Below are 24690 nucleotides of genomic sequence, written 5' to 3' on the forward strand. Positions count from 1 at the left end.
CTTCTTGGCTGCGCCAACGGGGCAAGGGGAGCAGTGCGACGTTTAAGCCAGCACGCCCATGATGTCGCTTTCCTTCATGATCAGCAGTTCTTCGCCGTCGAGCTTGACCTCGGTGCCGGACCATTTGCCGAACAGCACGCGGTCGCCGACCTTGAGGTCGATCGGGATCAACTTGCCGGCTTCATCCCGGCCGCCCGGACCTACCGCCGTGATTTCGCCCTGCGAGGGCTTTTCCTTGGCGCTGTCGGGAATGATGATGCCGCCCTTGGTCTTTTGCTCAGCATCGATACGTTTGACCACGACACGGTCATGCAGTGGGCGAAATGTGGTTTTAGCCATGACGGTTCCTTTGGAAGCCTATTCTGCTGGTCGATCTGCCGTCGAAGGCGGCCTTGGAATACGGGCGTATTCGAGACCGCCTGGGGCACCTATTATGTCATCTTGGCAATCAAGTGTTTGGAGTGCCAATCGCGCGACAGGGGGATATGGTCTTGCGGCGGCCCTGTCAAGCAAACGGGAGGTTAAGGCGTTGGTGAGGCTCATATAGGATGCTTTGGGAAACCATATCGGCGCGTCGGCGTATTTCGCAGGACGTCGTTGCTACGGCAGGGCTTTTGCGCTTCGCTGCAGGTCGGGTGCGACCGCAGGTTTGCTTGGGGGAGAATATGATCGGTTCATCTGGCGCGCGAGCGGCTACCAATCTGGGGATCGCCTCGGTGCTGGCGATCTTCCTGGGGGCGTGCAGCAGCATGAGCCTGCCCTCTTTCTCCTCGTCGTCCCCATCGCCCGCGCCTGAATCAGCGCCGATGCCGGAAATGCCGGCAACGATCCGCGCCGATGAGATTGTCGGCAAATGGGGGCTGGCGTCCTTCCAGAACCCCAATGACCGCGCACGAACCGAAGCGGCCGCGAAGGCCCAGTGCAAACAGCCTTACGTGATCGGCGCCGGCACCAGTGGCGGCGTCATCATGCATCTGGCCGATCAGGCAACGCCGCAGGAATTGCGCCTCAAAGGCAGCCCGGGCGGAAAGAATTACATTGGTCCTCCGGGTCCGGCCGGCGGCGAACAGGACCGCGAGATCGTTTCCTTCGACGGCAGGGTCCTGATCACCCGCTTCATCGACAAGGATGCGGCGACCCGCTACGGCAACATGGTCTATGTTCGCTGCGCTCCGCGGGCGTAAGCGGCAAGTGCCGCGTCAATCCGGGTTCGATGCCAGCGCATCCACTTTGAAATGAGCGAGCAAACAAAAACGCCGGCCAGTTATTTGGCCGGCGTTTTGTTGAAAGCGAGTGCCTTGTTTAGTCGAACAGCGCGTCGATATCGTCCTGCGATGCGTGACCGACGTCGCCATCCAGCTTCGGGCCATTCAGGAGCTTGGCGTCGCCCTCGCGGGTATCGACGATCGGCGGCGCATGGGCCTTGATGGCGTCGACGCCGCCCCAGATGTCCATCATGACGGTAATGTGATGCTCGATGAATTTCATCGTGTTCATCACTTTCTTGATCCGCTGACCGGTGAGGTCCTGGAAATTGCAGGCCTCGAAAATCGAGACGACGCGCTCCTGGATTTCCTCGCTGAGCAGCTTCTGCTGATCCGGCGAAGTGACCCTGCTCAGCGCCGTGGCCGCATTGTCGATCGCCTCGGTGGCTTCAAGGATCTGCTGGGTGGCTTCTTCGGTGCCGCCGACGACGGCCCCGAGTTCGCCGTTGACCTTCGCCATTTCCTCGCCGTTGAAACTATTGCCGTGAAGCACGGCGATTTCTCGCTTGGTTTTGGTGATGGCGTCATAAATCAGGTCGAGTTCCACTTTCAGCTTCTCGCATTGCTCGATCTGGGCACGGTAGGTTTCCAGCAAGGCATGGGCCTCCGCGGCTTCGCGTTCTGTAGCCTCGCCGACCGTCTCGGTCGCGACGCTCGAACGCGATGCCGTTCCCATCTGGGCACGAATGGCGCGTAGTTCGCTCATGATCTCGCGGTGTATGGGGCCTATCTCGGTGTCGACCTCGGGCGGCAACTGCATGTCCCCGGAGAAAGCCTCCTCGATACGAAAACGTCTGCGATGAACCGGCATAAGAATTTCCCTGACCCCTTCACTCCGCTATGCTTTAAAGCAGACCAGATTTAACACGAGGTTCACGCCGGAACCTGCATGAAGAAGATGAGCGGCACCGCACACCAACCATTAACCATGCGTGGTGCGCCTTCACCGAAAATAAACGCTACCGGGCAAAACCGCGTCCATTTGGCGACGTGGTGAATCGAAACCGCGATTCCGTTTACCAAACCGATGCGGTTTTCGCCCTTAGCTGTTCGCGTGCAAGAGGCGCCGCTCCGGCGTTCCCACGACGAAACTAGCGCCGCCTATTTGAAGTTCCCGAGCCACAAGCGGCGAATTCGATCCGGGAACTTCAAATAGAAAGCGGCACTAGAATCGAAATGTTTGCTAGTGCCCATGACTTTCCGAAGTTCGTGAAAGTGGGTGCTGAGGTGTAACACGAACTTCGGAAAGTGGGCACTAGTATGAGTACATCGATGAAGAAAATGTATTTCGCGCTGCTCGCCAGCGCTTGTTGGCTCAGCCCCGGATTCCCGCAGGCCGCCGCAAACGAGGCCGACTTCGTCTCCGATCCCGTTGTTCTGCATCCCAGTCAGCCCGCAGCACCGCCGGCTCCCGCTCCGGTGCGCGTTGCGTCCGCCGATCGACCCAACATGGGCGGCGGCTTCATCGAATTCTTGTTCGGTGATGGCCAGGGGCAGGGTTATCCGTCGCAGGGTCAACTCGACCGGCAACGGCCTCTTTATCCGCAGCAGCCTTCTAACCAACCGCAGCCGCAAATGATGCCGCAACAATCTATGCAGCAACCTGGGATGAGTGAACCTGCGCGTCCTGCCTTCGATCCGAAATTCGAGAAGCAGGTCGTCGACTACGAAGGCAAGGAAGGCGCCGGCACGGTTGTCGTCGATACGCCCAACAAGTTCCTTTATCTGGTCCAGGGCAACGGCAAGGCGATGCGCTACGGCATCGGCGTCGGCCGCCCCGGCTTCACCTGGTCCGGCATCAAGACGATTTCCGCCAAGAAAGAGTGGCCGGACTGGACGCCGCCCTCGGAAATGCTGGTACGCCGGCCGGACCTGCCGCGGCACATGGAAGGCGGACCGCAAAATCCGCTCGGCGCGCGCGCGATGTATCTCGGCTCAACGCTCTATCGCATTCACGGCTCCAACGAGCCCTGGACCATCGGCACCAACGTGTCATCGGGTTGCATCCGGATGCGCAATGAGGACGTGATCGACCTTTACGGCCGCGTCAACGTCGGCACCAAGGTCGTCGTCATCTGATCGACGGGTTTTGCCAAAGCCGCTCTACTCGCAAATATAAGTTGCGGTTGGGGCGGCCGTTTCTCTTAGCCTTCGGTCGGGCGTATCAGGCAAAGTCGCTGTCGCCGTCGCTGCCGAAATTGTCCGAATCCAAATCCATGTCGTCCTGGTCGTCGCTTGACGCGGAACCGAACAACCCCTCACGCGAGTTGTCGTCCTCGCGATCCTGAGCCAGGTCCTGAGCGCGATCCTGTGCCGCGAGATCTCTCGAACTGCCGATGTCGTTGACGCCGGCATCGCGTGCGAGGCTGCTGTTCGACTGGTCGCTCCACGGGCTTCGATCCACGACGTTCGCAGTCTCGCCGAATGCCTGGCGGTTGCCGCCCATCATGCCGCGAAAGCTGTTGAGGAGCAGCGAGCCACCAACCATCCCGGCGGCCGTGGCCGCCGCGGTGCCGAGAAACGAACCGCCGCCAACGCCTCCACCCATCATTCCGCCGAACCCGCCGCCGGCCGGCGCCTGCGGTCCACCATATGGCTGACCGTACCCGCCTTGATCATAACGACCGGGCGATGGCTGCTGCAGGACCTGACCGCTGTTCCAGACCGGTCGGCTGCCTACTTCCGGAGGCCGTACGTTCGGGACGGAACCTTGCGACTGACTTTGCCCGAAGATCGCGCCGCGCATGCTGTCGAGAAAGCCGCCGCTTTGAGCTTGCGCAGGTGCGCTTTGGCTCTCCAACTCCTCGATGCGGTGATGGGCCTGCTTCAGCGCCTCGTCCTGCACCAGCACGGTTTGAACCAGCGCATAAACCGCGTTTGGCGCGATCCGCAAGCCCTGCGCGATCGCGGCCGTCGCATTCGGATCGCGCGGCGCACTCTCCAGCTTGGACAGCCGGTCGAAAAGGTCATCAACCAATTGGCGTTCTTGCGGTGTCATCAGGACTCTCCCTCGCTTTCGAAAGCGTGGCTGAAATGTAGGCGACGTTCATGTCGCATGTAGTGCGTGCGGAAATTAAATTTAGGAAGGCGGCAACAGAATGGCTGCTTGCTACGGCCGGTTTTTGCGCAAGCCTTTGATCGAAAGCCGAAAAACCTCGCGCCGCGGATTAGCTCAGGGTGACCTCATTTGTCGCCAGAAGAGGTAAAAACGCTTCGCTACGGAGGAATTCATATTCGCGTTCGCGCTGGACCGTCAGCGGATCAAGGCTGATCAGCACCTCATCCACGAAGCCCGGGTGGCACATCACGACGCCGGCCTCGGGCATTCCGTGAAGGAATTGCCGCATCAAGGCGCCGAACTCGGCCGCCTTCGAAAAATCATAGGCGCCGGCAAAGGCCGGGTTAAATGGAATGTTGGCGCGAGCGGCGCGCCTGCGGAATTGCGCACTTAGGGCATCGAGAACCAGCGCCTTCGGCGAGTCCAGGCGTTGAGCCCATGGTCGAACGCGGCCGCATTGGCGAATCCACGCGTTGGGCGCTCGGGTCTTTACTGCCGCCAGGAAAGCCGCACGCACGCCGGGAAAGAGTTGCACATGTTGATGGCCGTCGACGAAGTCAGGCGGGCGGCCGAACAGGTCGACAAAAGCTGCCAGTTGCACCGTCACTTCGGTGTGGATGAGTTCGGAATCGAGCCTTCCCATCAGGCCGCGGCGCAACAGTTTGGTGTGCGGCAGAAACAGGCCGCCCTCGGTCGGCCGGAAGTGCATGGTCAGGGGCCGGAACGGTGCCGTCAGCGTCACGTGAAGGCCGATTGCGCAACGCGGATTGGCTTTCGCTGCCGCTGCGAGCGCATTGACTTCATCGCGGCCGATCGAAGGCCCCACCACCATGGCCGACGTGGCGTTGAGGCGGCCGTTCTCGATCAGATCGCGTATGGCGCGGTTGACGCCGGGGCTGATGCCGTAGTCGTCGGCGCACAACCAGATGCGCCGGCTCATTCGGCCGCGGTCCTTTCGTTCGCCTCGCCATCCACGCGTGCATCGGCGCGCTTTTCAGAATGTTCGGCGACAAAATAGATCGGGCGTGCTTTCAACTCGGAGAGGATCTTGCCGATATATTCTCCGACAATGCCGATCATGATGAGCTGCACACCGCCGATCGTCATCAGGCCGACCACGAGCGATGGATAGCCGGGGACCGACTTCCCATCCATGATCGTTTCCCACAGGATCGAGAGGCCGAACAGGAAGGCGGCCGACGCCAGAAACACGCCGAGCAGGCTCGCAAAGCGAAGCGGGGCGACCGAGAACGAGGTGAGTCCCTCGATCGAAAGCCCGACCAGTCGCCCCGGGCTGAAGGTCGTCATGCCGTGCGCGCGTGCGGCGGGCTCATAATCGACGCGGAGCTGGCGAAAACCGATCCAACTCGCCAGCCCCTTGAAAAAGCGGTTGCGCTCCGGAAGCTGCCGCAAGGCAGCGGCGGCGCGCGGCGAAAGCAGGCGGAAGTCGCCTGCATCTTCCGGGATTTTCTGCCGGGCGCCCCAGTTGATCAGCGCGTAGAAGCCGCGCACCGACAATCGACGTAGAAAAGATTCATTATCGCGATTGGCTTTCGCCGTGTAGACGACGTCGTAGCCATCGTCGATCCAGTGGCCGACCAGCTTTTCGACCAGGTCCGGCGGATGTTGGCCGTCGCCGTCCATGAATAAAACCGCGCCGCGTCTGGCATGATCGAGGCCGGCCATCAGGGCTGCTTCCTTGCCGAAGTTGCGCGACAGCGAGACGACCTGAACGTCGATACCATTGGGCGTGAGCCCGCGCGCGATCGAGAGCGTGGCATCGGAACTGCCGTCATCGACATAGACGACCTCGCAGGCCAGCCGATGCCGATTGTTGAGCGTTTTTGCGAGATCGCACAGCCGCTGATGTAGCGACGAAAGGCCGGCCGCTTCGTTGTACAGCGGCACCACGATCGATAGCCCCTGCGCCGCGGCGGTCGCTGCGGTCGTTGACAAGCTCGATACGTCCGTACCCAGCATCATCGGTCAGGTTCCAGTCTCAGCGCGAACCACGTCAGCTTCACTCCAAAAGGTGTTCGGATACAACATATGGCAATCGCGGTGAATTGTCGCCACGGGCAGGCGGTTGCCGTTTTGCCTATTGGCCGAGGAATGCTTCGAGCCGGGCGAACAGCGGGTTTTCGCGGTCCAGCACATAGTCCAGCGAGGCCACCGAAACCGTCTCCGCGCCGTGGTCGCGCAGGAAGCTTCCGAGCGCATAAAGTTGTGCCGGTGGGCAGTGCAGCGTGACCATTCCGGAAGACGTCGGGCCTCCGAAGGGCGACACCACGCCGAAGCGCTGCGCCGCCTCGGCGAGCAAAGCGGCGTTGCATCCGGTGAAGCGGGTGCGGACTTCGCGATATTTGTTCGCGCGGGCACGGGCTGCGATATGGTCGAGGATCACGCGCGCAGCTTCCCGCGCCTCGCTCGACCAGTCAGCCTCGCGCGAGGCGACGAGGTTGGCGTGGCTGCGCAGGATCACGCCGTCATCGAGCACCTTGAGGCCATTGGCGGCAAGGGTCGCGCCGGTCGTGGTGATATCGACGATCATCTCGGCGGTGCCGACCGCGGGTGCGCCTTCGGTCGCACCGGCGCTTTCGACGATGCGGTAGTCGACGATACCGTGTGCGGCGAAGAAGGTGCGGGTGAGGTTGATGTATTTGGTCGCCACCCGCATCCGACGGTTATGCTGCTCGCGAAAGCCCGACGTGACGTCGTCGAGATCGGCCATGGTCCGCACATCGATCCAGGCCTGCGGCACGGCGACCACGACATTGGCGCTGCCAAAGCCGAGACTGTCGATCAGCAGCACGCGCTTGTCGGCATCGAGGATGCTTTCGCGCACCAGGTCCTCGCCGGTGACGCCCATGTGCACCGCGCCGCGCGCCAGCTGCGAGGCAATTTCGCCCGCCGAGAGATAGGCGATCTCCACATTGTCGAGCCCGGCAATGGTGCCGCGATATTCGCGGGCGCCGCGCGGCTTCGCCAACGCAAGCCCGGCATGCGCGAAGAAAGCTTCAGCATTCTCCTGCAAGCGGCCTTTTGAGGGAACGGCGAGAACGAAGGGCGTGGTCACGACCGCCCCCCGGATGGTGCGGGCCGGCCAATTTGTGCGAGCGCCTCGACCCACACCGAAAATCCGACGGCGGGAATGGCAGTCGCCGAGCCGAGCTGCGTCAAGAGGCCGTCATACCGACCGCCGGCGACCAGCGGCTCGACGCCGTTGCCCTTGGCGTGCAGTTCGAACTCGAAGCCGGTGTAGTAATCAAGACCGCGCCCGAATGCGGTCGAGAAACGCGTCAACGCGGTATCGATGCCGCGCGCCGCCATAAAGCCGACCCGGCTTTCAAGTGCATCGATGGCGGCCGTGATGTCGAGTTTCGCGTCCGCCGCGAGCGAGCGCAATTGTGTGATGGCATCGCGCGGATCGCCTGCGATGGAAAGGAATCGCTTGATGATGGTGAGTGCGTCGCGCGGCAGCGCGCCGGCCTTCAAGGTCGACTGTTCGAGAAAGCGGTCGGCGATCTCAGCGACCGTGCGGCCGCCGACGTTGCTGGCCCCGGCGATCGACATCAGGTCGGTGACGAGTGCGAGCGCTGCCTTGCGGTCGGAGCCGGCAAGTGCTGCCAGCACGCCTTCATATTCGTTGCGAGTTGTAGAACTTGTGACCGTGAGCTGCTCTATATCCTGCTCGAGGCTGATTTTGCGGTTGAAGTCCTTCATCAGCCGCCGCCGCCATACCGGGTAAAGGCCGAGGGCATCGATCAAAGCGGTGAAAAGGGCGACGTCGCCGGTACGGATCTCGACATCGGCGACGCCGAAGGCACGCGTGGCCTCGAGCGCCAAGGCCAGCATTTCCGCGTCTGCCGCCGGCCGATCGAGCCGGCCGAACGATTCGACGCCGGCTTGCAGGAACTCGCTTGGCGCGGCACCCCGATAGCGAAACACCGGGCCGAGATAGCTATAGCCGGCCGGCCGTCCGGCCTGGCCGGAGGCCAGATATTGGCGCGCCACCGGAATGGTCAGATCGGGGCGGAGGCAAAGCTCTTCGCCGACCGCATCCGTCGTCAGGTACAGGCTCTTTCGGATGTCTTCGCCCGAGAGGTCGAGAAAGGGCTCGGCTGGTTGCAGGACGGGAGGTTCAGCCAGGGCGTAGCCGGCCTGGGAAAATGACAATAGCAAGGTATCCGCCCAAGCGGCGGACCCGGTCGCACGGCGGGGCGCGGTTGCGGTCATCTTGCAGTCCAACTCCCCCGAAAACGGGTCCGGTCCAGGTAATATGGTTAAACCTTTGACTCAATTTGATTTTTGAGTAGGCCGTTCGCGGCCTGAATCAAGCTGCGGGTACGGGCCGCAGCCCTTTAGCATGGCCGAGATGAGGTTTCGACCGGGATACGCCAAGGCACTTAATATCCAAGGCACTTAACATCAGGTCGCTTAATATGAAGTCGCTTAACAAACCGCTCGTTTTAACGGGCCGAGTGTCCGGTCCAGTCCCCGAGCACAGCCTGTACCAGCGCCAGCGCGGCGACGCCGGCGGTATCCGCCCGGAGGATACGCGGGCCGAGCGAAAGCCGTAAGGCGTTCGGTTGACGTAGCAGAACGGTGCGCTCTTCCTCGGCAAACCCGCCTTCGGGTCCGATCAGGACGTCGATTCCGCCGGTGGCCTTGTTGCCCTGAAGCACGCTTAACGGGTCGGCGACATCGGCCGCCTCATCGCAAAAAACCAGCAGGCGTTCCGGCTTGCGATGGCTGAGGAAGCGATCAAAGGCGACCGGTTCTGCGACCTCGGCGATGCCGAGAATGCCGCATTGCTCGGCTGCTTCGATGACGTTGGCACGCATGCGTTCGCCGTTCACGCGCGCGACCTGGGTAAAACGGGTCAGGACCGGCTGCAGTGAGGACACCCCCATTTCGACGGCCTTTTGCACCATGTAATCGAGTCGGGCGTGCTTGAGCGGGGCGAATACATAAGCAAGGTCCGGCAGGCGATCTTGGGGCAGGGTCCTGCTCTCGATTTCAAGACGATCAAGCCGCTTGCGCCCGGTGATCCAGGCAAGCCACTCGCCGTCGCGTCCGTTGAATACGAGGATGCTGTCGCCGTCCTTAAGTCTCAGCACGTTGCCGAGATAGTTGCTCTGGTCGCGCTCAAGCGTCACCGTCATCCCGCTTTCGAGGGCGGTATCCACGAACAGCCGGGGTTTGCGGAAGTCATGCGAAGGCATTGCGCGTCAGGGTTCCGATCCGCGGGCGTTTTAGCCCAAAAGGAGAAGAAATTGCGCGATTATTGCCTTTCAGGAGCGACGTCGCGCCGCGCTCTTGCCCCATTCCACGGGTTGTTAACCGTTTCCAGCAATCGTAAAATACCGAACCGGAGTCGCTCTCCTATCGGGAAGAAGCTTGCAGGCCTGAAGGAACAGCTTTGATGATCCGCCAGTTGATCGCGCCACTAGTGGTCGCCGTTGTGACATTCAACGTCGGACAGGTTTTGGCGCAAGGCGCGTTTCCCGCGCCGCTACCCGGCAAGGCCGGGAGTGCGAACGATCCGGCTTTCCCGCCCGTCAACGGGGCCGCGCCTTCGGGCGCTTTTGGCAGTCCGCCTCCATCCCCTTCGGCCTTCGGCAATGCGCCGGCGCCTGCGTCCTTTCCGGGCGCCGGGGCGTCGCCCTTCGCGGCGCCTCCGACGCAAGGCGGCCCGCCTGACGAGTGCATGAAGGACTTCTTGCCGTTGCGCCAGGAGGCGGAAAAGCGCGGCGCGCTTTTGAAGACGGCCGGCGAACGGCATGCAGGCCCTGACGAAGCCTGTAAGCTGATCGGCAACTTTCTCCAGGCCGAGACCAAGATGGTCAAATATGTCGAGACCAATTCGGCAAGATGCGGGATCCCGCCTCAGATCAGCGAGCAGCTCAAGAAGGGCCATGTGAGCACCGAGGCGATGAGGACCAGGGTTTGCGGCGCGGCGGCGCAGATGCAAAAGCAGCAGCAGGCCCCTGCCGGTCCGAGCCTGAGCGAAGTGCTGGGTTCTGCGGCAGCCCTGCCGGAAGCCACGGTCGCCAAAAAGAACGGCAACACATTCGATACGCTGAGCGGCAACGCATTGACGCGATGACGCGCATTACCGCAAGCGCCCGGGTCGTATGACCGAGGCCCTCGTGTTCCTTTGGCTCTGAACATTCGCGATGGGAACGAGCGGCAACACCGAAGCGAATATCAAATCCGGCGCATTAACGCAGGTCGCCGACGCGACCGGCAATTGGGTCGATACCCACGCGCCGTTATGGTCGCGGCCCTATCTGCGGCTTGCCCGCTTCGATCGTCCGATCGGTTCCTGGCTGTTGCTGCTGCCGTGCTGGTGGTCGGCCGCGCTCGCCGCAGCTTTGGCCGGCGACGTCAGCCGGTTGCCGCTCATCCTGGCCTTGTTCCTGGTTGGCGCCTTTGTCATGCGTGGCGCTGGCTGCACCTGGAACGACATCACCGATCGGGATCTCGACGCCAAGGTTGAACGGACGCGTTCGCGCCCGATCCCGGCAGGGCAGGTCGGTGTGCCGCAGGCGTTGGCGTTTCTGGTGGCGCAGGCCTTGATCGGCCTTGCGGTACTGCTTCAGTTCAACCGCTTTGCGATTGCAGCCGGCATCGCCTCATTGGCGATCGTCACGGTGTATCCGTTCATGAAGCGCATCACCTGGTGGCCGCAGGTCGTACTCGGGCTCGCCTTCTCATGGGGTGCCTTGATGGGGTTTGCCGTCATCCTTGGACGGATCGGACTGCCTGCGCTTTTTCTCTATGCTGGTTCGATCGCCTGGGTGATCGGTTATGACACCGTCTATGCGCATCAGGACACCGAGGACGATGCGCTGATCGGCGTCAAATCGACCGCGCGTCTGTTCGGTGCGCAGACGCATCGGGCGCTGATCTTGTTCTACAGCCTGGCGGTAATCTTGATCGGCGCGGCGCTGGCGCTGTCCGGCGTGGGCATTTCAGCGTGGATCGGGCTTTCCGCGTTTGCCGCCCATCTTGGCTGGCAGGTCGCGCGGCTGAGGATCGATGATCCGGCGCTGTGCCTGCGCGTCTTCAAATCCAACCGCGACGCCGGGCTGTTGCTGTTTGCAGGGCTATTGGCGGACGCGCTAGTGGAGCGGATTTGACATTCGCTAGCCGCCCCGCCGCAGCTTCTCAAGCGAATGTCAAATCCAACGCTTCATTAGATACCTATATTGCGAGTGGTCCTTTGATTCTAACATTTGCAAAAGTGCCTGCCGGATCAGGATGCAAATGTTGGAATTGGACCACTAGTGCGGTCAGCCTGAAAGCCCGCAGTCTTTAATTTCGTGCGATGATCTCGCGCTCGTCGCGATGCACATTGGCGACATCGAGCGATCCGCCGCCGCGCCGCCGCACCAGGAATTTCGGACGCCGCGCCCGGATCGCGTTGCGCCGCCGCCGCCGTGACGCCGGTTCGCAAGCCGTTTCCTCCGGCAGTTGCGGGAGCGCGAAGATATCGCTCCATGTTTGCCACGCCGCCTCGATCTCCTCGTGGTCGGAACTCACGCAAAGCGGAATGCTCAAAGACGGATCGCGATGCAGCAGCACCAGCATCTGGGCATCGTCGATCCCGCGCAGCGCAATGCCGCGAAAATCGCTGACACGAAGATTGATGGCCATCCGCATGCCCTGGACGGCACGCCGGAGCACGACACGTTCGCGATGCAGTTCGATACGGCGCACGCCGTTGTCGGCGCGGACATCGTGCGCATCGAAGCTCACTGGAAGAGAGAGAGGGTCGAGCCGCAATACGCGGCTCGACCCGGCGGGATTGATCCCGCTTGTTGCTGTTTGACGCCTCACGGCTTTAGTCTCCCCGCCGGGTATTCCCGGTCGTTGGGTGAGAGCATGCCAGAGGGCGTTGCGGATTGGCTTAAAAAGGCTGGTTAATCCGCCGTCACCAGCCTTCCTTCAATCAGCATGATTGACAACACCTTGGCCTACATGATTGACGAGACCTTGCAGGATTGCCGAAATTCTTCTGCTTTGCCGGCGTGAAAGTGCTTGAATTCCAAGTGAATCAGGCACATTTCATGGAGTTCCTGATTTGCTTTCGTCCCACGTTCGAAAGCCCTCCGTCCCTCGTTGAATTTGCGGGATTTGTTCGTGATCTCTTCACCATCGACTGCATCCTCGCTTTCCGCAGAAGAAGCCACCGCCAAGCTGTTCGATCAATCGGCGCTAACGACGCTGGCGGAGCGGCTGGTCGAAGCCGCCAGACGCGCCGGCGCCGATGCGGCCGATGCGGTCGCGGTGCGCGGCATTTCACAAGGGGTGGAGGTGCGCGACGGCCGCGTCGAAGAATCCGAGCGCTCGGAAGGCGACGATGTCGGCCTGCGCGTGCTCGTGGGCAAGCGCCAGGCGGTGGTCTCGACCAACGATGTCGGCGGCGGCGACGGCGTGGCGCGGCTCGCCGAGCGCGCGGTCGCGATGGCCCGCGTGGCGCCGGACGACGACTATGTCGGCCTTGCCGATCCCTCGCTGCTGACCCGCGAGTTCCCCGATCTCGATTTGCTTGATCCGCATGTTCCGACGACCGGCGAACTCGAACGCCGCGCGTGTGAAGCGGAGGCCGCCGCGCTGGCGGTGAAGGGCGTCGCGAAATCCGGCGGCGCGTCGGCATCGACCGGAATTGGCGGCATGGTGCTCGTGACCAGCACCGGTTTTCATGGCGCCTACTTGCGCTCAAGCCAGAGCATCTCGGTGACCGCGATCTCCGGCGAGGGCACCTCGATGGAACGCGACTATGATTTCACAGCCGCGCCGCATGCCGCCGATCTGGTTTCGCCCGAGAGCGTCGGCCGCAGCGCCGGCGAGCGAACGGTCGCCCGCGCCAATCCGCGCAAGGTCGAAACCTGCAAGGTGCCGGTCGTGTTCGACCCACGCGTTTCCGGTTCGCTGGTCGGTCACTTGGTCGGCGCGATCAACGGCGCGTCGATTGCGCGCAAGACCAGCTTTTTGAAAGATCGCTTGGGCGAGCAACTCTTCGCCCGCAATATTCGCATCATCGATGATCCGTTGCGCCGCCGGGGATTGCGCTCGCAGTCGTTCGACGCCGAGGGCGTTCGCGTCAAGAAACTGGCGCTCATCGACGAGGGCGTTCTGACCACCTGGCTTCTGGATTGCGCGACCGCGCGCGAACTCAAGCTCACGACCACCGGCCACGCGCATCGCGGTGTATCGTCGTCGCCATCGCCGGGATCGTATAACCTGCATCTGGAGGCCGGCGAGCCGACGCCCGCGGAACTCACTTCCGATATCCGCCAGGGTTTCTATGTCACCGATCTGATCGGTTCGGGCGTCAATGGGGTGACCGGCGACTATAGTCGCGGAGCATCGGGCTTCTGGATCGAAAACGGCGAAATCACTTACCCCGTGAGCGAGGTGACGATTGCAGGTCACTTGCTCGATATTTTCAAATCGATGGTGCCTGCCAACGATCTTTCATTTCGTTATGGCGTCAACGCCCCGACGGTGCGGATCGAGGGATTGACGCTTGGCGGACGGTGATGCCGGGAAAATTGAGCATCCGGGGAATTTTGCGCGCGACGCCGCGCTTCTGACCGACACGGTGCGGGAGGCAGGCCGGCTGGCACTCTCGCTGTTCCGGACCGAACTGAAGAACTGGATCAAGGGTGCGTCATCGCCGGTGTCGGAAGCCGACATCGCGGTCAACGATCTGATTGCCGACAGGCTCAGGTCGGCTACTCCAGAGTATGGCTGGCTGTCGGAGGAAAGCGCCGACGACGAAGCACGCCTCGGCAAAAATCTGGTGTGGATTGTCGATCCGATCGATGGCACCCGCGCCTACCTCGCCGGCCGCGAAGACTGGTGCGTCAGCGTAGCCCTGGTGGCGGATGCGCTCCCGGTGATGGGGGCGGTATTTGCGCCCGTGAGCGGTGAATTCTTTTTTGCAGAGCGGGGACGGGGATCACGACTCAACGGCGCCGCGATCCAGGCGACGTCCGGCACCGCGCTCGATTTTCCGCGCATCGCGGGCCCGAAGCCGTTGGTCGAGCGGCTTAATCGCTCGGGTGGTGAGATTTCGCTTCATCCGCGCATCGGTTCGCTGGCGCTTCGCTTGTGCCGGGTCGCCGAGGGCAGGCTGGATGCCGCTTTTGCGGGCGGTCAAAGCCGGGATTGGGACCTTGCCGCGGCCAATTTGATCGTGCAGGAAGCGAATGGTAGCATGACTGCGTTGTCGGGGGACACCATCCTGTATAATCGCCGCGAGGTGACACACGGGGTTTTGGTGGCTGCGGGGCGCGATCGTCATGCAAGTATCGTCGAGCAATTTCGAAGCTGTCCCTTGCCGTAAACATGTCCCGATGTTTCTCGAAAGACTTGCGCAGCGGGCACAGCTTTAGGAAGAAAAACCATGCCAGATAGTGCCCCGCAGCAGTTGCTGCACCTTGTCCTCGGTGGCGAACTGAACGATCTCGAGCACAACACGTTCAAGGACCTTTCGCAGGTGGAAATCGTCGGCCTGTTCCCCAACTACGCGAGCGCCCACACGGCCTGGAGAGCAAAGGCGCAGCAGACGGTAGACAATGCCCAGATGCGGTATTTCATCGTTCACCTTCACCGGCTGCTCGACCCCGATCAAGACGCGAAGCCTGGCCATTGAAAAAACTGATTCGCGATCTGCTGCGCAGCAGTTGGTTTCAACGCGCTGTGGGTTTTCTGACGGCCGAATTCCTGAGGCTGGTTTGGCGGACCAATCGATTCAGTTTTGATCCGCCCGATGTGTATCAAATCGTCGAGCCGCTGACGCCGGCGATCTTTGTGTTCTGGCATGGCCAGCATTTCCTCACGCCGTTCATCAAGACCAAGGAAATGCATCGCGCCAAGGTGCTGATTTCGCGGCATCGCGACGGTGAATTCAACGCTATCGCCGCCGAACGGCTCGGCATCGGCACCATCAGAGGCTCCGGCGACCACGGTTCGGCGTTTCACCGCAAGGGCGGCGTCGGAGCGTTCAAGGAGATGGTACGCGCGCTCGAACAGGGGTATAATGTTGCGCTGACCGCCGATGTGCCGAAACGTTCGCGGATAGCCGGGCTTGGCATCATCATGTTGGCGCGCGAGTCCGGACGGACGATCATGCCGTTTGCCATGGCGACCAGCCGTTACTGGTGTCTGAAAAACTGGGATCGAACCACGATCAATTTACCGTTCGGGCGAGGGGCGCTGGTGGGGGGCGAAATGATCACGGTTCCACCCGACGCCAGCCCCGAGGTCATGGAAGAACTTCGTGTGCGCCTGGAGGCGACCCTGAACGAGGCGACCAGTCGTGCTTACGCGAAGCTCGGCCGCCCGCAGGTGACGGATCATGGCTAGCGCCTTGCCGATGACGCTGCGCGTCTACCGGCGGCTGTCCTCATTGGCTGTCCCGCTTGCGCCGGCGCTGATCAAGCGACGGTTAAAGCAGGGCAAGGAAGATTCCGCGCGCGTCGGCGAGCGGCGCGGCATGAGCGAGGATGTCCGGCCGCATGGGCCGCTGGTATGGATCCACGGCGCGAGTGTCGGCGAGGTGCTGGCAGCCGCAGCCCTGATCGAGAAGTTGCGCGCGCTCAATATCCGTATCCTGCTCACCTCCGGCACCGTCACCTCGGCGGCGATTGTCGCCAAGCGCTTTCCGCCCGACATCATTCATCAATACGTTCCTTACGATTCGCCGCGCTACGTCGCGCGCTTTCTGGATCACTGGCGGCCGAGCCTGGCGCTGTTTATCGAATCCGATTTGTGGCCGAACCTCATCCTGTCGAGCGCGGCCAGGCGTTTGCCGATGGTGCTGATCAACGGACGGATGTCGCATCGTTCGTTTCCGCGCTGGCGACGGGTGAGCGGCACGATTTCGGCATTGCTTGGTCAGTTCGAGGTTTGCCTGGCGCAATCCCGCGTCGACGCGGAGCGCTTTACCATGCTTGGCAGCCGCAACGTCGTCGTCACCGGCAATCTGAAGCTCGATGTTCCGGCGCCTCCCGCCGACTTCAGCAAACTGGAGCGGTTGATGTCGGTGACGCGTGGCCGCCCCGTCATCGTGGCGGCGTCGACGCATCCGGGGGAAGACGAGATTCTGCTCGATGCGCACCGTACGCTGGGTGGGTTTTTTCCGTCGCTGCTGACGGTGATCGTGCCGCGACATCCTGGCCGTGGCGAGGCGATCGCGCGGATGATCGGCGCCACCGGCCTTCACGCCAGTCTGCGTTCGCGCGAGGAACTGCCGACCGCCGCCACTGACATTTACGTCGCCGATACCATGGGCGAAATGGGGCTGTTCTACCGGCTTTCGCCGGTCGTCTTCATGGGCGGATCGCTGGTCCAGCATGGCGGACAGAACCCGATCGAGGCCATCAAGCTCGGCGCATCGATCGTTCACGGACCTCACGTCTTCAATTTTGCCGATGTCTACGAAGCGCTCGACGGCGCCGGCGGTGCCAGGCTTGTGGAAACACGCGAGGCGCTCGTGAAGCAACTCGGCCAACTGCTTGCTGACCCCGCCGCCCGCAACAGCACCCTCGCTGCGGCCGAGCGCGTGGTCTCGCAGTTGGGCGGCGCGCTCGATCGGACGCTTGCGGCGCTCGAGCCTTACCTCTTGCAGCTTCGTCTCGAAATGGGGACGGCGGATGCGTGAGCCGGCCTTTTGGTACCGGCCATCATCGTCGATGTCGCTGCTGTTGTCGCCGCTTGCCGCAATTTATGGCGCGGTCGCCGCGCGCAGATTGCAGCGCGAGGGCTTCGATGCCGGCATTCCCGTATTCTGCGTCGGCAACTATCACGTTGGTGGCGCCGGCAAGACGCCGACCGTGCTGGCGTTGGTGAAGCTGCTGCGCGACCTTGGCGAGACGCCGGTGGTGCTCAGCCGTGGCTATGGCGGGCGGCTGCGCGGGCCCGTGATGGTCGAGCCCGGTCGTCACCTTGCGGCCGATGTCGGCGACGAGCCGCTGATGCTGGCGCGGACGGTTCCAGTCGCGGTCGCCCGCGAACGCCTCGACGGGCTGGCGTTGGCCAAGTCGCAAGGCGCGACCGTGATCGTGATGGACGACGGTTTTCAGAATCCGGCGATCGCCAAGGACGCTTCGCTGATCGTGATCGATGCGCATCGCGGGCTCGGCAATTCTTGCGTTTTTCCCGCAGGGCCGCTGCGCGCACCGTTGCCGCCGCAAATCGAGCGCACCGATGCGCTGATCGTGGTCGGCGAGGGCAGCGCGGCCGAGGCCGTCGCGGCCAAGATAGCGGCGCGAGATAAACCGGTCCTGACCGCGCAGTTGAAGGCCGATGATGCCGCGCTATCGTCATTGCGCGGCCAGCGCGTCCTGGCGTTTGCCGGTATCGGCGATCCCGAGCGCTTTTTCCGGACGCTGCGAAGCAACGGTGTCGAGGTCGTAGGCCAACGCGCCTTCGCCGACCATCACCCGTTTACGCAAGGCGAAGTCGATGCGCTGGTGGAGGAAGCCAAGCGCGATGCGCTAAAGCTGGTGACGACGGAAAAGGATCTGGCGCGGCTTGGCGCCGGCGCGGAGCTGCCGCCATGGGCGCGAGGCATCGTCGCATTTCCGGTGAAACTTGAATTCGACAGCGCGATCAAACTGCGCCGGTTTGTATCCGAACGGCTGTTTCGGGCGCGGGATCCAAAATTCCGGAAAGGCTGATCGCTTAGCGTTCAGCCCTGATGTTTCAGTCCTGGTGTTTCAGTCCTGGTGTTTCAGTCCTGGCGTTTCAGTCTCGGCGGTCAGCCTTGGCGTTTCAGCGCGCCGGGATAATGCCGCTGCAGCACGGCGACCGGCTGCGCGTAGGCTTCCTGCAAATCGACGCTCCAGTATTTCAGTTCGTCCAGCGGTATCCGCGCGTCGGTTACCGCGCACCGTACGAAAGTTCCCGGCGAGACCACGCGAAAGTCGCCGTCGAGATATTGCAATTGCGCATCGCCGTGGCCTGGCGGACCGGATTTATTCAACACCTGAAAGCTCTCCGCAGATTTCCGTCTGTTTCCGTTATTACCATAAATAGGGTGGAGTGTCCGCCCGTCAAACCCACCGATTTGTGATGAATTTGCCGCTTTGCGCGTGTTAGCCTTTTGGTGTGTCCGCATGGCGAACTCGCGGCAGCAATGATGCGGACTTCCGAACCGCCACACCAGCACCGTCCCGATCCGGCAAAGCCATGCGTTTTCCATTTGCTAGCATCGCACTCGCACTCCTCGCCGTGGCATCGCCAGCGGCGGCTGCGCCGTTGCCGGTGCCGCAAACCGTCGAGATTCCCTCCGGGACAGCGGTGCTCCGCGCGCAGCTTTTCAAGCCGGAAGGCAATGGCCCGTTTCCGGTCGTGATCGCGCTGCATGGATGCGGCGGGTTGTCCGGCCATTCCGAACCGGTTCAGGTTCGTTATCGGGACTGGGCGGAGGAACTGCTCAAGGACGGCAAGGCGGTTTTGTTTCCCGATAGCTACGGTTCGCGCGAACTCGGCCCGCAATGCCACGTCAAGGAGCGCCGGATCACCGCCCGCCGCGAGCGGGTCGCCGATGTCCTGGCGGCGCGGCAATGGCTGATGCAGCAAGCTTGGGCGGCGCAGGACCGCATTACCCTGTTGGGTTGGGCCAACGGCGCCAGCGCGGTATTGTGGGCGGTCCGCCCGCAATTATTGCTGCATCATGCCGAGCCTGATTTCCGCTCGGCGGTCGCCTTCTATCCTGATTGCCGTCTGTCATCGGGGCTGGGCTGGAGTGCGCGTGTTCCAACCCTGGTTCTGATCGGCGCCAAGGATGACGTTAGTTCGCCATCGGCCTGCCGTCAGATGGTGGAGGGCGCCCACGGCCGCAGTGCCCTGACGCGGATCGTGGTCTACCCCACCGCCTATCACGATTTCGATCGCGCCAATTTGCCGGTTCAGGCGATCGGGCCTAATCCCGACGCCGCCGACCCCGAAAAAGGTCATGTCGGCACCGATGCGGAAGCGCGGGCCGACTCGCAAAAGCGTGTCGCGGAGTGGCTGGCGCGATAATGCCGCGTCGTCGCCTTACAAGCTAGAACAGGTTTCCCTGATCGACGGGCTTTGTCGCGCGCTTGGGCGGCGCGGCCGCCGGCCTTGGTTCACGCCTTGGCTCAGACACGGCCGGCTTCGGTGATGCCGGAAAATCGTTCGCATCGGCGGTCGCGCCGATACGCCCGTCGGAGAATTCGATGCTCATGCGCGCGCCCGGCCCGATGTCGGCGCTGGCATGCAGGGGATGGCCGGCCTCATCGCGCACCAAAGCGAAGCCGCGCGCCAGCACACCGCGATAGGACAGCGCGTTCAGCAATTGCCCGCTATGGGCAACCCGCGCCGAAAGCCGTTGCGTCGAGGTCGCAAGCGCGCGCCGGGCGCGCTCAGTCAGTCGCAGCGTGCGTTCGCGGTCGCGGGCAATTACCTGACGCTGCGCCTGCGCGTTGGACAATTTCGAAGCTTTCAGCCGGACCGCCAGACCGGCGAAGCGATCGCTGCGGTTTCGCAGCAGGCCTTTGGCCGAATGCGACATCCGTTCGCCGGACACGGTAAGGCGTTGCCGGGCTTGCGCGAGCTGGCCGCGCAGCACCCGCATGGTCAGCCGCGCGCTGACGCCTGCAAAGTGCCGAAAATGCGCGTGGGTATTGGCCTTCAGGCTGCGGGGCAGGGCAAAGGCCGCGCCGTCCAGCCGTTGCCGCGGAATGGCCAGGAGTTCGCTCAAGCCCGGCAGCGCGCGGGCGGTGGCGCGCAATTCGTTGCGGCGCATCTCCTGGCTACGCTGCCAGCACAGCATGGAGCGCCGCGCCAGCGAGGCGACCTCGACCATCAGCTCGCTTCGCACCGGCACGGCCATTTCGGCCGCTGCCGTCGGCGTCGGCGCGCGCTTGTCGGCGGCAAAATCGATCAGCGTGATGTCGGTCTCGTGGCCGACCGCCGAAATCAGCGGGATCATGCTGTCGGCAGCGGCGCGGACCACGATCTCCTCATTGAACGACCAGAGATCTTCCAGCGAGCCGCCGCCGCGCGCCACGATCAGAAGATCGGGCCGTGGAATTCTGCCGCCTTCGGGCAGCGCGTTGAAGCCGCGGATCGCGTTTGCGACTTGTTCGGCCGAGCCTTCACCCTGCACGCGCACCGGCCACACCAGCACTCGGCGGGGAAAGCGGTCTTCCAGCCGATGCAGGATATCGCGGATCACGGCGCCGGTCGGAGAGGTGACTACGCCGATCACTTCAGGGAGCCACGGCAATAGCTGCTTGCGCGCCTCGTCGAACAGGCCTTCCGCAGCAAGCTTCTTCTTGCGCTCTTCCATCAGCGCCATCAGCGCGCCGATGCCGGCAGGCTCGAGCGATTCGATCACGATCTGGTATTTCGACGAACCGGGATAGGTCGTGAGCTTGCCGGTGGCGATGACCTCAAGCCCTTCCTGCGGCTTGAAGCGCATCCGTGCATGCGCAAATTTCCAGATCACCGCCTCGATCTTGGCGCCGTCGTCCTTCAGCGCGAAATAGCAATGGCCGGAGGCATGAGCGCCCCGGAAGCCGGTGATTTCCCCGCGCACCCGGACATGGCCATAGGCGTCCTCCACCGTCCGCTTCAGCGCGGACGACAGCTCGGTCACCGTGAATTCGGGTGCATTGATCAGCGCTTCGGTCGCGGCCATTCCTAGTGTCCACTTTCCTAAGTTCGTGCACTACCTCAGCGCCCACCTTTCACGAACTTCGGATAGTTGACACTAGCAAACATATGATTCTGGTGCCGCTTTCTATTTGAAGTACCTGGCGAGTACGCCGCTTGCGGGCAGGAATTTCAAATAGGCGGCACCAGCCAATCGATTCGGGGGCGGGGGTCGATCCCAAATTGAGGAGTTCCTCCCCCAACCGCCAATTTAGCGCTTGCATGACAAAGAACTCTGTAATATAGAGTTCTCTATAAACACAAACACCTGGAGCCAATCATGTCGAAATGGATTGTCCGATTTCCGCTGAAAGTCCTGGGCTGGAGCTTCGCCCTCGTCGGATTTGCCGTGCTGGTGCTGACGGCGATGATTGCAACGCCATTAGAGGGCCTGCCCGAATTGACCTCGATCTCGCAGTCCGCACGCGCGGTCGATCGCAGCTCGATGCCGCCGCTATCGCGCTTTTCGGCCCGCGACGGTACTGAACTCGCCTACCGGCATTATCCGGCGCGCGGACCTTCGAGCGGCAGGATCGCCATTCTCGTGCACGGCTCTTCGGGATCGAGCTCCTCGGCGCATGCGCTGGCGGACGCGCTCGCCTCGCGCGGAGTAGAAACCTATGCCCCCGATATTCGCGGCCATGGCGGCTCCGGTACCCGCGGCGATGTTGGCTTTATCGGCCAACTCGAAAACGATATGGCCGATCTTGTCGCGCTGGTGCGCAAGACCTCTCCGACAGAACCTCTGACGCTGCTCGGTCACTCGGCAGGTGGCGGCTTTGCGTTGCGAATTGCGAGCTCGCCGATACAGGATCTGTTCGCGCGCACCGTGCTGCTCGCGCCCTATCTCGGCTATGATGCCCCGACCAATCGTCCCGGTTCCGGCGGCTGGGCCAGCGCCGACATTCCGCGCTTCCTCGGGCTGACGGCGCTCCGCAAACTTGGCATCGATTGCTGTGAATCGCTGCCGACGCTCGCCTTCGCCGTGCCGGCAAATTCGGCCAAAATCCTCAACCCGTCCTACTCGTTCCGGCTGATGCGCAATTTCGCGACACGCGGCTACCAAGTGGATTTCGCCGCCGCGCACCATCCAGTCACGATGATTGCTGGCGCGGCCGATGAACTGATGCTGGCCGACAAATATGCCGACACCGTGCATGCGGTCGCACCATCTGTCGAGGTCAAGCTGATTGACGGCGTCGATCACATGGGCATTGTCGGCAATGCGAAGGGGGTCGCGGCGGTCGCCGACGATGTCGCCAACACACGGACAGGATCATGACCACTATCGATCCGAAGGAAGCTGCGCAGGCGCTGAACGATATCGAGCAGATCGTTCAGCGGGTCCGTCAGTCGCGCATTTACGACATCGCGAGCCAGATCATGATTGCGGCGGGCGTCCTGGTCCTGGCGGGCAATGTCGCGAACTTCCTCACCCCGCGCTACGCCAACTACATCTGGATCACCGTCAATGTGCTGAACGTCGCAACCGCCGCGGCGCTCAGCACCATGGGCGGCAGGCAGATCGGCGTGCGGTTTGATTTCAGGATGCTTGCCGCATTCGTACTGTTCTTCGCTTTCGGTATCCTGTGCAGCGGCGTGTTCGGGCATTACGGACCGCGTGAGATGGGCGCGTTCTGGCCGATCTACTTCATGCTGTTTTACTGTATCGCCGGGCTCTGGTTCGGCCGCGCCTTCATCATCATTGGTCTTGGTATCATCGTGCTGACGCTGATCGGCTATTTCTTCGTCGAAGGCGCCGCATTTCTTCTTTGGATGGCCGCCGTCAATGGCGGCGGACTGATCCTCTCTGGCCTCTGGATGCGCAGGATCTGATCCATGGCTGAACTCGATGACATCATTCACCAGCCGTTGCGGCTGAGAATCATGGCAGCGTTGAATGCGCTGCCGGCAGGCGAGGGGCTTGAGTTTTCCCGCTTGAAAAAAATGACAGGTGCGACCGACGGCAATCTCGGGGCCCATATCGAGACGCTGGCCAAATCCGGCTACGTCGGGATCGAAAAGGCCTTCGTCGGCAAGAAGCCGCAAACCACCGTGACGGCGACCTCAGCCGGTCGCGGCGCGTTCGCCCGCCACGTCGCGTCCCTCCAGCAGATCATCGCGGCATCGGGAGGCGAGAGGTAGCTCATTTTGCACCTCTCGATCGTCATTCCGGGATGCGCCGTTAGGCGCAGACCCCGAATCCATAATGCCAGTTGGTGGTTATGGATTCCGGGCTCGCCGCTTCGCGCCGACCCGGAATGACAAGTGTGTGGATATCTAGCCCTTGCGGGGAGCAGGGGAGTCGTGCGACCGACAATGGAATTTCGCGGGTTCTGATTGGCGTTCTCATGAAGATACTTTTGCTGGGCTCTGGCGGCCGGGAACATGCGCTTGCGTGGAAGATTATGGCGTCACCGCTCGTAAAAAAACTCTGGTGCGCGCCCGGCAATGCCGGCATCGCCCGCGAAGCCGAATGCCTGCCGCTCGATATCGCCGACCATGGGGCCGTGATCGCGTTTTGCCAGCGCGAGGAGGTCGATCTGGTCGTGGTCGGACCGGAAACCCCGCTCGCGGCCGGCATTGTCGATGATCTCTCTGCCGCCGGCATCAAGGCCTTCGGGCCGAGCAAGCAGGCGGCGCGGCTTGAGGGGTCGAAGGGCTTTACCAAAGCGCTCTGCACGGAGTTCAACATTCCGACCGGCGCTTACGGCCGTTTCACCAACCCAGCCGATGCGCTTCTTTATGTGCGCCATCATGGCGCGCCGATCGTGGTCAAGGCGGATGGACTTGCCGCGGGCAAGGGCGTTGTGGTCGCCATGACGCTGGCGGAAGCTGAAGCGGCCATCGCCATGATGTTCGACGGCGCGTTCGGCGCGGCGGGCGCCGAAGTCGTGGTCGAGGAATATCTCGAGGGACGCGAGATTAGTTTCTTTGCGTTGTGCGACGGCGAGACCGCGATCCCGCTCGCCTCCGCGCAGGACCACAAGCGGGTGTTCGACCACGACCAGGGACCAAACACCGGCGGCATGGGTGCCTATTCGCCGACGCCCTTTGTCACATCAGCCATTCACGACCAGATCATGGCTGACATCATCCTGCCGACGGTGGCCGGCATGAAGGCGCGCGGCACGCCGTTTTGCGGCGTGCTCTATGCCGGCGTGATGCTGACGGCGGCCGGCCCCAAGCTGTTCGAATATAACGTCCGCTTCGGCGATCCCGAATGTCAGGTGCTGATGCTGCGGATGATGTCGGACATCGTGCCGGCGCTGCTGGCCGCCTGCGACGGCGAATTGAAGCATTTCGATCTGCGCTGGTTCGACGAACCGGCTCTGACGGTCGTGATGGCCGCGAAGGGATATCCCGGCGATTACGCCAAGGGAACCCGCATCGAGGGGCTGGATGAAGCGGCGCAAATCGAGGGCGTCGAAATCTTCCAGGCCGGCACGATCGCCAAAGATGACGCCATTCTCGCCAATGGTGGCCGCGTGCTTAACGTTTGCGCCTCGGGCAAGACCGTGGTGGAGGCGCGGCAACGCGCCTATGCCGCGGTCGACCGGATCAAATGGCCGGAGGGATTTTGCCGGCGCGATATCGGCTGGCAGGCAGTCGAGTACGAGCAGGCGCTGAAGTAGCGTTGCGGTGATCAAGCGTGGAGTGATC

At 62.5% G+C, this 24690-nt stretch carries 26 protein-coding genes; 15 read left to right on the forward strand and 11 right to left on the reverse strand.

All coding sequences use genetic code 11. The annotated features are described in order from the left end of the window. Positions 1–42: 42 nt before the first annotated feature. A complete protein-coding gene (locus ABSE61_RS08720; RefSeq protein WP_423870677.1) occupies positions 43–339 on the reverse strand; it encodes a co-chaperone GroES in 297 nt (98 codons plus the stop codon). A gap of 326 nt (positions 340–665) precedes the next feature. Between ABSE61_RS08720 and ABSE61_RS08725 the strand changes: the two genes are divergently transcribed. After that, positions 666–1184 carry a hypothetical protein gene (locus ABSE61_RS08725; protein ID WP_423870678.1) on the forward strand — a complete coding sequence of 173 codons (519 nt, stop codon included), beginning with the start codon at positions 666–668 and terminating at the stop codon, positions 1182–1184. A gap of 118 nt (positions 1185–1302) precedes the next feature. Here the strand turns inward: ABSE61_RS08725 and ABSE61_RS08730 are convergent, their stop codons facing one another. Next, positions 1303–2076 (reverse strand): protein phosphatase CheZ, encoded by a 774-nt coding sequence (locus tag ABSE61_RS08730; RefSeq protein WP_423870679.1) that lies wholly within the window; start codon positions 2074–2076, stop codon positions 1303–1305. Positions 2077–2537: 461 nt separating this feature from the next. Here ABSE61_RS08730 and ABSE61_RS08735 point away from each other — a divergent pair, with 461 nt between their 5' ends. Continuing rightward, positions 2538–3344, forward strand: a complete 807-nt coding sequence (locus ABSE61_RS08735; RefSeq protein WP_423870680.1) for a L,D-transpeptidase — start codon at positions 2538–2540, stop codon at positions 3342–3344. Positions 3345–3429: 85 nt separating this feature from the next. On the opposite strand, the gene ABSE61_RS08740 is transcribed toward ABSE61_RS08735, so the two are convergent. The 6 genes from ABSE61_RS08740 to ABSE61_RS08765 all read right to left on the reverse strand — a co-directional run bounded on the left by ABSE61_RS08740 (position 3430) and on the right by ABSE61_RS08765 (position 9548). Beyond that, positions 3430–4263, reverse strand: a complete 834-nt coding sequence (locus tag ABSE61_RS08740) for a DUF2076 domain-containing protein (RefSeq protein ID WP_423870681.1) — start codon at positions 4261–4263, stop codon at positions 3430–3432. 169 nt (positions 4264–4432) lie between these two features. Beyond that, the gene (locus tag ABSE61_RS08745) at positions 4433–5263 is read right to left on the reverse strand and encodes a ChbG/HpnK family deacetylase (RefSeq protein WP_423870682.1); all 831 of its coding nucleotides are present in this window, start codon (positions 5261–5263) and stop codon (positions 4433–4435) included. Next, positions 5260–6306 (reverse strand): glycosyltransferase family 2 protein, encoded by a 1047-nt coding sequence (locus tag ABSE61_RS08750; protein WP_423870683.1) that lies wholly within the window; start codon positions 6304–6306, stop codon positions 5260–5262. The genes ABSE61_RS08745 and ABSE61_RS08750 overlap by 4 nt, the downstream gene beginning before the upstream one ends. 115 nt (positions 6307–6421) lie before the next feature. Next, a complete protein-coding gene (hisG, locus tag ABSE61_RS08755) occupies positions 6422–7399 on the reverse strand; it encodes an ATP phosphoribosyltransferase (RefSeq protein ID WP_423870684.1) in 978 nt (325 codons plus the stop codon). Continuing rightward, entirely contained in the window at positions 7396–8559 is a 1164-nt protein-coding gene (locus ABSE61_RS08760) for an ATP phosphoribosyltransferase regulatory subunit (protein WP_423870685.1), read from the reverse strand. Before ABSE61_RS08760 ends, hisG begins: the two co-directional genes overlap by 4 nt. 233 nt (positions 8560–8792) lie before the next feature. After that, positions 8793–9548 carry a 16S rRNA (uracil(1498)-N(3))-methyltransferase gene (locus ABSE61_RS08765; RefSeq protein ID WP_423870686.1) on the reverse strand — a complete coding sequence of 252 codons (756 nt, stop codon included), beginning with the start codon at positions 9546–9548 and terminating at the stop codon, positions 8793–8795. A 200-nt stretch (positions 9549–9748) separates the two neighbouring features. Between ABSE61_RS08765 and ABSE61_RS08770 the strand changes: the two genes are divergently transcribed. Together ABSE61_RS08770 and ubiA are read left to right on the forward strand one after the other, a co-directional pair. Further along, positions 9749–10432, forward strand: coding sequence for a hypothetical protein (locus ABSE61_RS08770; protein ID WP_423870687.1), 684 nt, complete (start codon positions 9749–9751; stop codon positions 10430–10432). A gap of 70 nt (positions 10433–10502) precedes the next feature. Next, positions 10503–11468, forward strand: a complete 966-nt coding sequence (ubiA, locus tag ABSE61_RS08775) for a 4-hydroxybenzoate octaprenyltransferase (protein ID WP_423870688.1) — start codon at positions 10503–10505, stop codon at positions 11466–11468. Between the two features lie 175 nt (positions 11469–11643). Here the strand turns inward: ubiA and ABSE61_RS08780 are convergent, their stop codons facing one another. Continuing rightward, on the reverse strand, positions 11644–12168 hold the full coding sequence (locus ABSE61_RS08780; protein WP_423870689.1) for a DUF6101 family protein: 525 nt from the start codon (positions 12166–12168) through the stop codon (positions 11644–11646). A 303-nt stretch (positions 12169–12471) separates the two neighbouring features. On the opposite strand from ABSE61_RS08780, the gene ABSE61_RS08785 reads away from it, so the two are divergent. Genes ABSE61_RS08785 through lpxK form a run of 6 tightly spaced genes read left to right on the forward strand, consistent with a single transcriptional unit; the run spans position 12472 to position 18020 of the window. Then, the gene (locus ABSE61_RS08785; protein ID WP_423870690.1) at positions 12472–13875 is read left to right on the forward strand and encodes a TldD/PmbA family protein; all 1404 of its coding nucleotides are present in this window, start codon (positions 12472–12474) and stop codon (positions 13873–13875) included. Continuing rightward, positions 13862–14683: a 3'(2'),5'-bisphosphate nucleotidase CysQ gene (locus ABSE61_RS08790; protein WP_423870691.1), complete on the forward strand. Its 822-nt coding sequence runs from the start codon at positions 13862–13864 to the stop codon at positions 14681–14683. Before ABSE61_RS08785 ends, ABSE61_RS08790 begins: the two co-directional genes overlap by 14 nt. A 60-nt stretch (positions 14684–14743) precedes the next feature. Further along, positions 14744–14992 carry a DUF4170 domain-containing protein gene (locus ABSE61_RS08795; RefSeq protein WP_423870692.1) on the forward strand — a complete coding sequence of 83 codons (249 nt, stop codon included), beginning with the start codon at positions 14744–14746 and terminating at the stop codon, positions 14990–14992. Continuing rightward, a complete protein-coding gene (locus tag ABSE61_RS08800) occupies positions 14989–15705 on the forward strand; it encodes a lysophospholipid acyltransferase family protein (protein WP_423870693.1) in 717 nt (238 codons plus the stop codon). The genes ABSE61_RS08795 and ABSE61_RS08800 overlap by 4 nt, the downstream gene beginning before the upstream one ends. Next, positions 15698–17002 carry a 3-deoxy-D-manno-octulosonic acid transferase gene (locus tag ABSE61_RS08805; RefSeq protein WP_423870694.1) on the forward strand — a complete coding sequence of 435 codons (1305 nt, stop codon included), beginning with the start codon at positions 15698–15700 and terminating at the stop codon, positions 17000–17002. Before ABSE61_RS08800 ends, ABSE61_RS08805 begins: the two co-directional genes overlap by 8 nt. Then, entirely contained in the window at positions 16995–18020 is a 1026-nt protein-coding gene (gene lpxK / locus ABSE61_RS08810; protein ID WP_423870695.1) for a tetraacyldisaccharide 4'-kinase, read from the forward strand. Before ABSE61_RS08805 ends, lpxK begins: the two co-directional genes overlap by 8 nt. Positions 18021–18100: 80 nt before the next feature. Here lpxK and ABSE61_RS08815 read toward each other — a convergent pair whose 3' ends face one another. Continuing rightward, positions 18101–18328 carry a DUF2093 domain-containing protein gene (locus tag ABSE61_RS08815; protein ID WP_423870696.1) on the reverse strand — a complete coding sequence of 76 codons (228 nt, stop codon included), beginning with the start codon at positions 18326–18328 and terminating at the stop codon, positions 18101–18103. Positions 18329–18531: 203 nt separating this feature from the next. Between ABSE61_RS08815 and ABSE61_RS08820 the strand changes: the two genes are divergently transcribed. Then, the gene (locus ABSE61_RS08820) at positions 18532–19368 is read left to right on the forward strand and encodes a dienelactone hydrolase family protein (RefSeq protein ID WP_423870697.1); all 837 of its coding nucleotides are present in this window, start codon (positions 18532–18534) and stop codon (positions 19366–19368) included. Positions 19369–19390: 22 nt separating this feature from the next. Here ABSE61_RS08820 and xseA read toward each other — a convergent pair whose 3' ends face one another. Next, positions 19391–21013, reverse strand: a complete 1623-nt coding sequence (gene xseA, locus ABSE61_RS08825; protein WP_423870698.1) for an exodeoxyribonuclease VII large subunit — start codon at positions 21011–21013, stop codon at positions 19391–19393. A gap of 294 nt (positions 21014–21307) precedes the next feature. On the opposite strand from xseA, the gene ABSE61_RS08830 reads away from it, so the two are divergent. From ABSE61_RS08830 to purD, 4 genes are all read left to right on the forward strand, one after another. Next, positions 21308–22309, forward strand: coding sequence for an alpha/beta hydrolase (locus ABSE61_RS08830; protein WP_423870699.1), 1002 nt, complete (start codon positions 21308–21310; stop codon positions 22307–22309). Then, positions 22306–22863 (forward strand): hypothetical protein, encoded by a 558-nt coding sequence (locus ABSE61_RS08835; protein WP_423870700.1) that lies wholly within the window; start codon positions 22306–22308, stop codon positions 22861–22863. The genes ABSE61_RS08830 and ABSE61_RS08835 overlap by 4 nt, the downstream gene beginning before the upstream one ends. A gap of 3 nt (positions 22864–22866) precedes the next feature. Beyond that, a complete protein-coding gene (locus ABSE61_RS08840; RefSeq protein WP_423870701.1) occupies positions 22867–23172 on the forward strand; it encodes a winged helix-turn-helix domain-containing protein in 306 nt (101 codons plus the stop codon). A 206-nt stretch (positions 23173–23378) separates the two neighbouring features. Further along, a complete protein-coding gene (purD, locus tag ABSE61_RS08845) occupies positions 23379–24662 on the forward strand; it encodes a phosphoribosylamine--glycine ligase (RefSeq protein WP_423870702.1) in 1284 nt (427 codons plus the stop codon). Positions 24663–24690 lie beyond the last annotated feature (28 nt).

This window comes from Bradyrhizobium sp. (assembly GCF_049519115.1).
Lineage (GTDB): Bacteria > Pseudomonadota > Alphaproteobacteria > Rhizobiales > Xanthobacteraceae > Bradyrhizobium.

What these genes read in the sequence shown, in the direction of transcription:
- ABSE61_RS08765 (WP_423870686.1), bottom strand. Translation starts at nt 9,548, where the DNA reads ATGCCTTCGCATGACTTCCGCAAACCCCGGCTGTTCGTGGATACCGCC.
- lpxK (WP_423870695.1), top strand. Translation starts at nt 16,995, where the DNA reads ATGCGTGAGCCGGCCTTTTGGTACCGGCCATCATCGTCGATGTCGCTG.
- ABSE61_RS08795 (WP_423870692.1), top strand. Translation starts at nt 14,744, where the DNA reads ATGCCAGATAGTGCCCCGCAGCAGTTGCTGCACCTTGTCCTCGGTGGC.
- ABSE61_RS08830 (WP_423870699.1), top strand. Translation starts at nt 21,308, where the DNA reads ATGTCGAAATGGATTGTCCGATTTCCGCTGAAAGTCCTGGGCTGGAGC.
- ABSE61_RS08805 (WP_423870694.1), top strand. Translation starts at nt 15,698, where the DNA reads ATGGCTAGCGCCTTGCCGATGACGCTGCGCGTCTACCGGCGGCTGTCC.
- ABSE61_RS08760 (WP_423870685.1), bottom strand. Translation starts at nt 8,559, where the DNA reads ATGACCGCAACCGCGCCCCGCCGTGCGACCGGGTCCGCCGCTTGGGCG.
- ABSE61_RS08735 (WP_423870680.1), top strand. Translation starts at nt 2,538, where the DNA reads ATGAAGAAAATGTATTTCGCGCTGCTCGCCAGCGCTTGTTGGCTCAGC.
- ABSE61_RS08770 (WP_423870687.1), top strand. Translation starts at nt 9,749, where the DNA reads ATGATCCGCCAGTTGATCGCGCCACTAGTGGTCGCCGTTGTGACATTC.
- ABSE61_RS08725 (WP_423870678.1), top strand. Translation starts at nt 666, where the DNA reads ATGATCGGTTCATCTGGCGCGCGAGCGGCTACCAATCTGGGGATCGCC.
- ABSE61_RS08840 (WP_423870701.1), top strand. Translation starts at nt 22,867, where the DNA reads ATGGCTGAACTCGATGACATCATTCACCAGCCGTTGCGGCTGAGAATC.
- purD (WP_423870702.1), top strand. Translation starts at nt 23,379, where the DNA reads ATGAAGATACTTTTGCTGGGCTCTGGCGGCCGGGAACATGCGCTTGCG.
- ABSE61_RS08745 (WP_423870682.1), bottom strand. Translation starts at nt 5,263, where the DNA reads ATGAGCCGGCGCATCTGGTTGTGCGCCGACGACTACGGCATCAGCCCC.
- ABSE61_RS08740 (WP_423870681.1), bottom strand. Translation starts at nt 4,263, where the DNA reads ATGACACCGCAAGAACGCCAATTGGTTGATGACCTTTTCGACCGGCTG.
- xseA (WP_423870698.1), bottom strand. Translation starts at nt 21,013, where the DNA reads ATGGCCGCGACCGAAGCGCTGATCAATGCACCCGAATTCACGGTGACC.
- ABSE61_RS08730 (WP_423870679.1), bottom strand. Translation starts at nt 2,076, where the DNA reads ATGCCGGTTCATCGCAGACGTTTTCGTATCGAGGAGGCTTTCTCCGGG.
- ABSE61_RS08835 (WP_423870700.1), top strand. Translation starts at nt 22,306, where the DNA reads ATGACCACTATCGATCCGAAGGAAGCTGCGCAGGCGCTGAACGATATC.
- ABSE61_RS08820 (WP_423870697.1), top strand. Translation starts at nt 18,532, where the DNA reads ATGCGTTTTCCATTTGCTAGCATCGCACTCGCACTCCTCGCCGTGGCA.
- ubiA (WP_423870688.1), top strand. Translation starts at nt 10,503, where the DNA reads ATGGGAACGAGCGGCAACACCGAAGCGAATATCAAATCCGGCGCATTA.
- ABSE61_RS08720 (WP_423870677.1), bottom strand. Translation starts at nt 339, where the DNA reads ATGGCTAAAACCACATTTCGCCCACTGCATGACCGTGTCGTGGTCAAA.
- ABSE61_RS08750 (WP_423870683.1), bottom strand. Translation starts at nt 6,306, where the DNA reads ATGATGCTGGGTACGGACGTATCGAGCTTGTCAACGACCGCAGCGACC.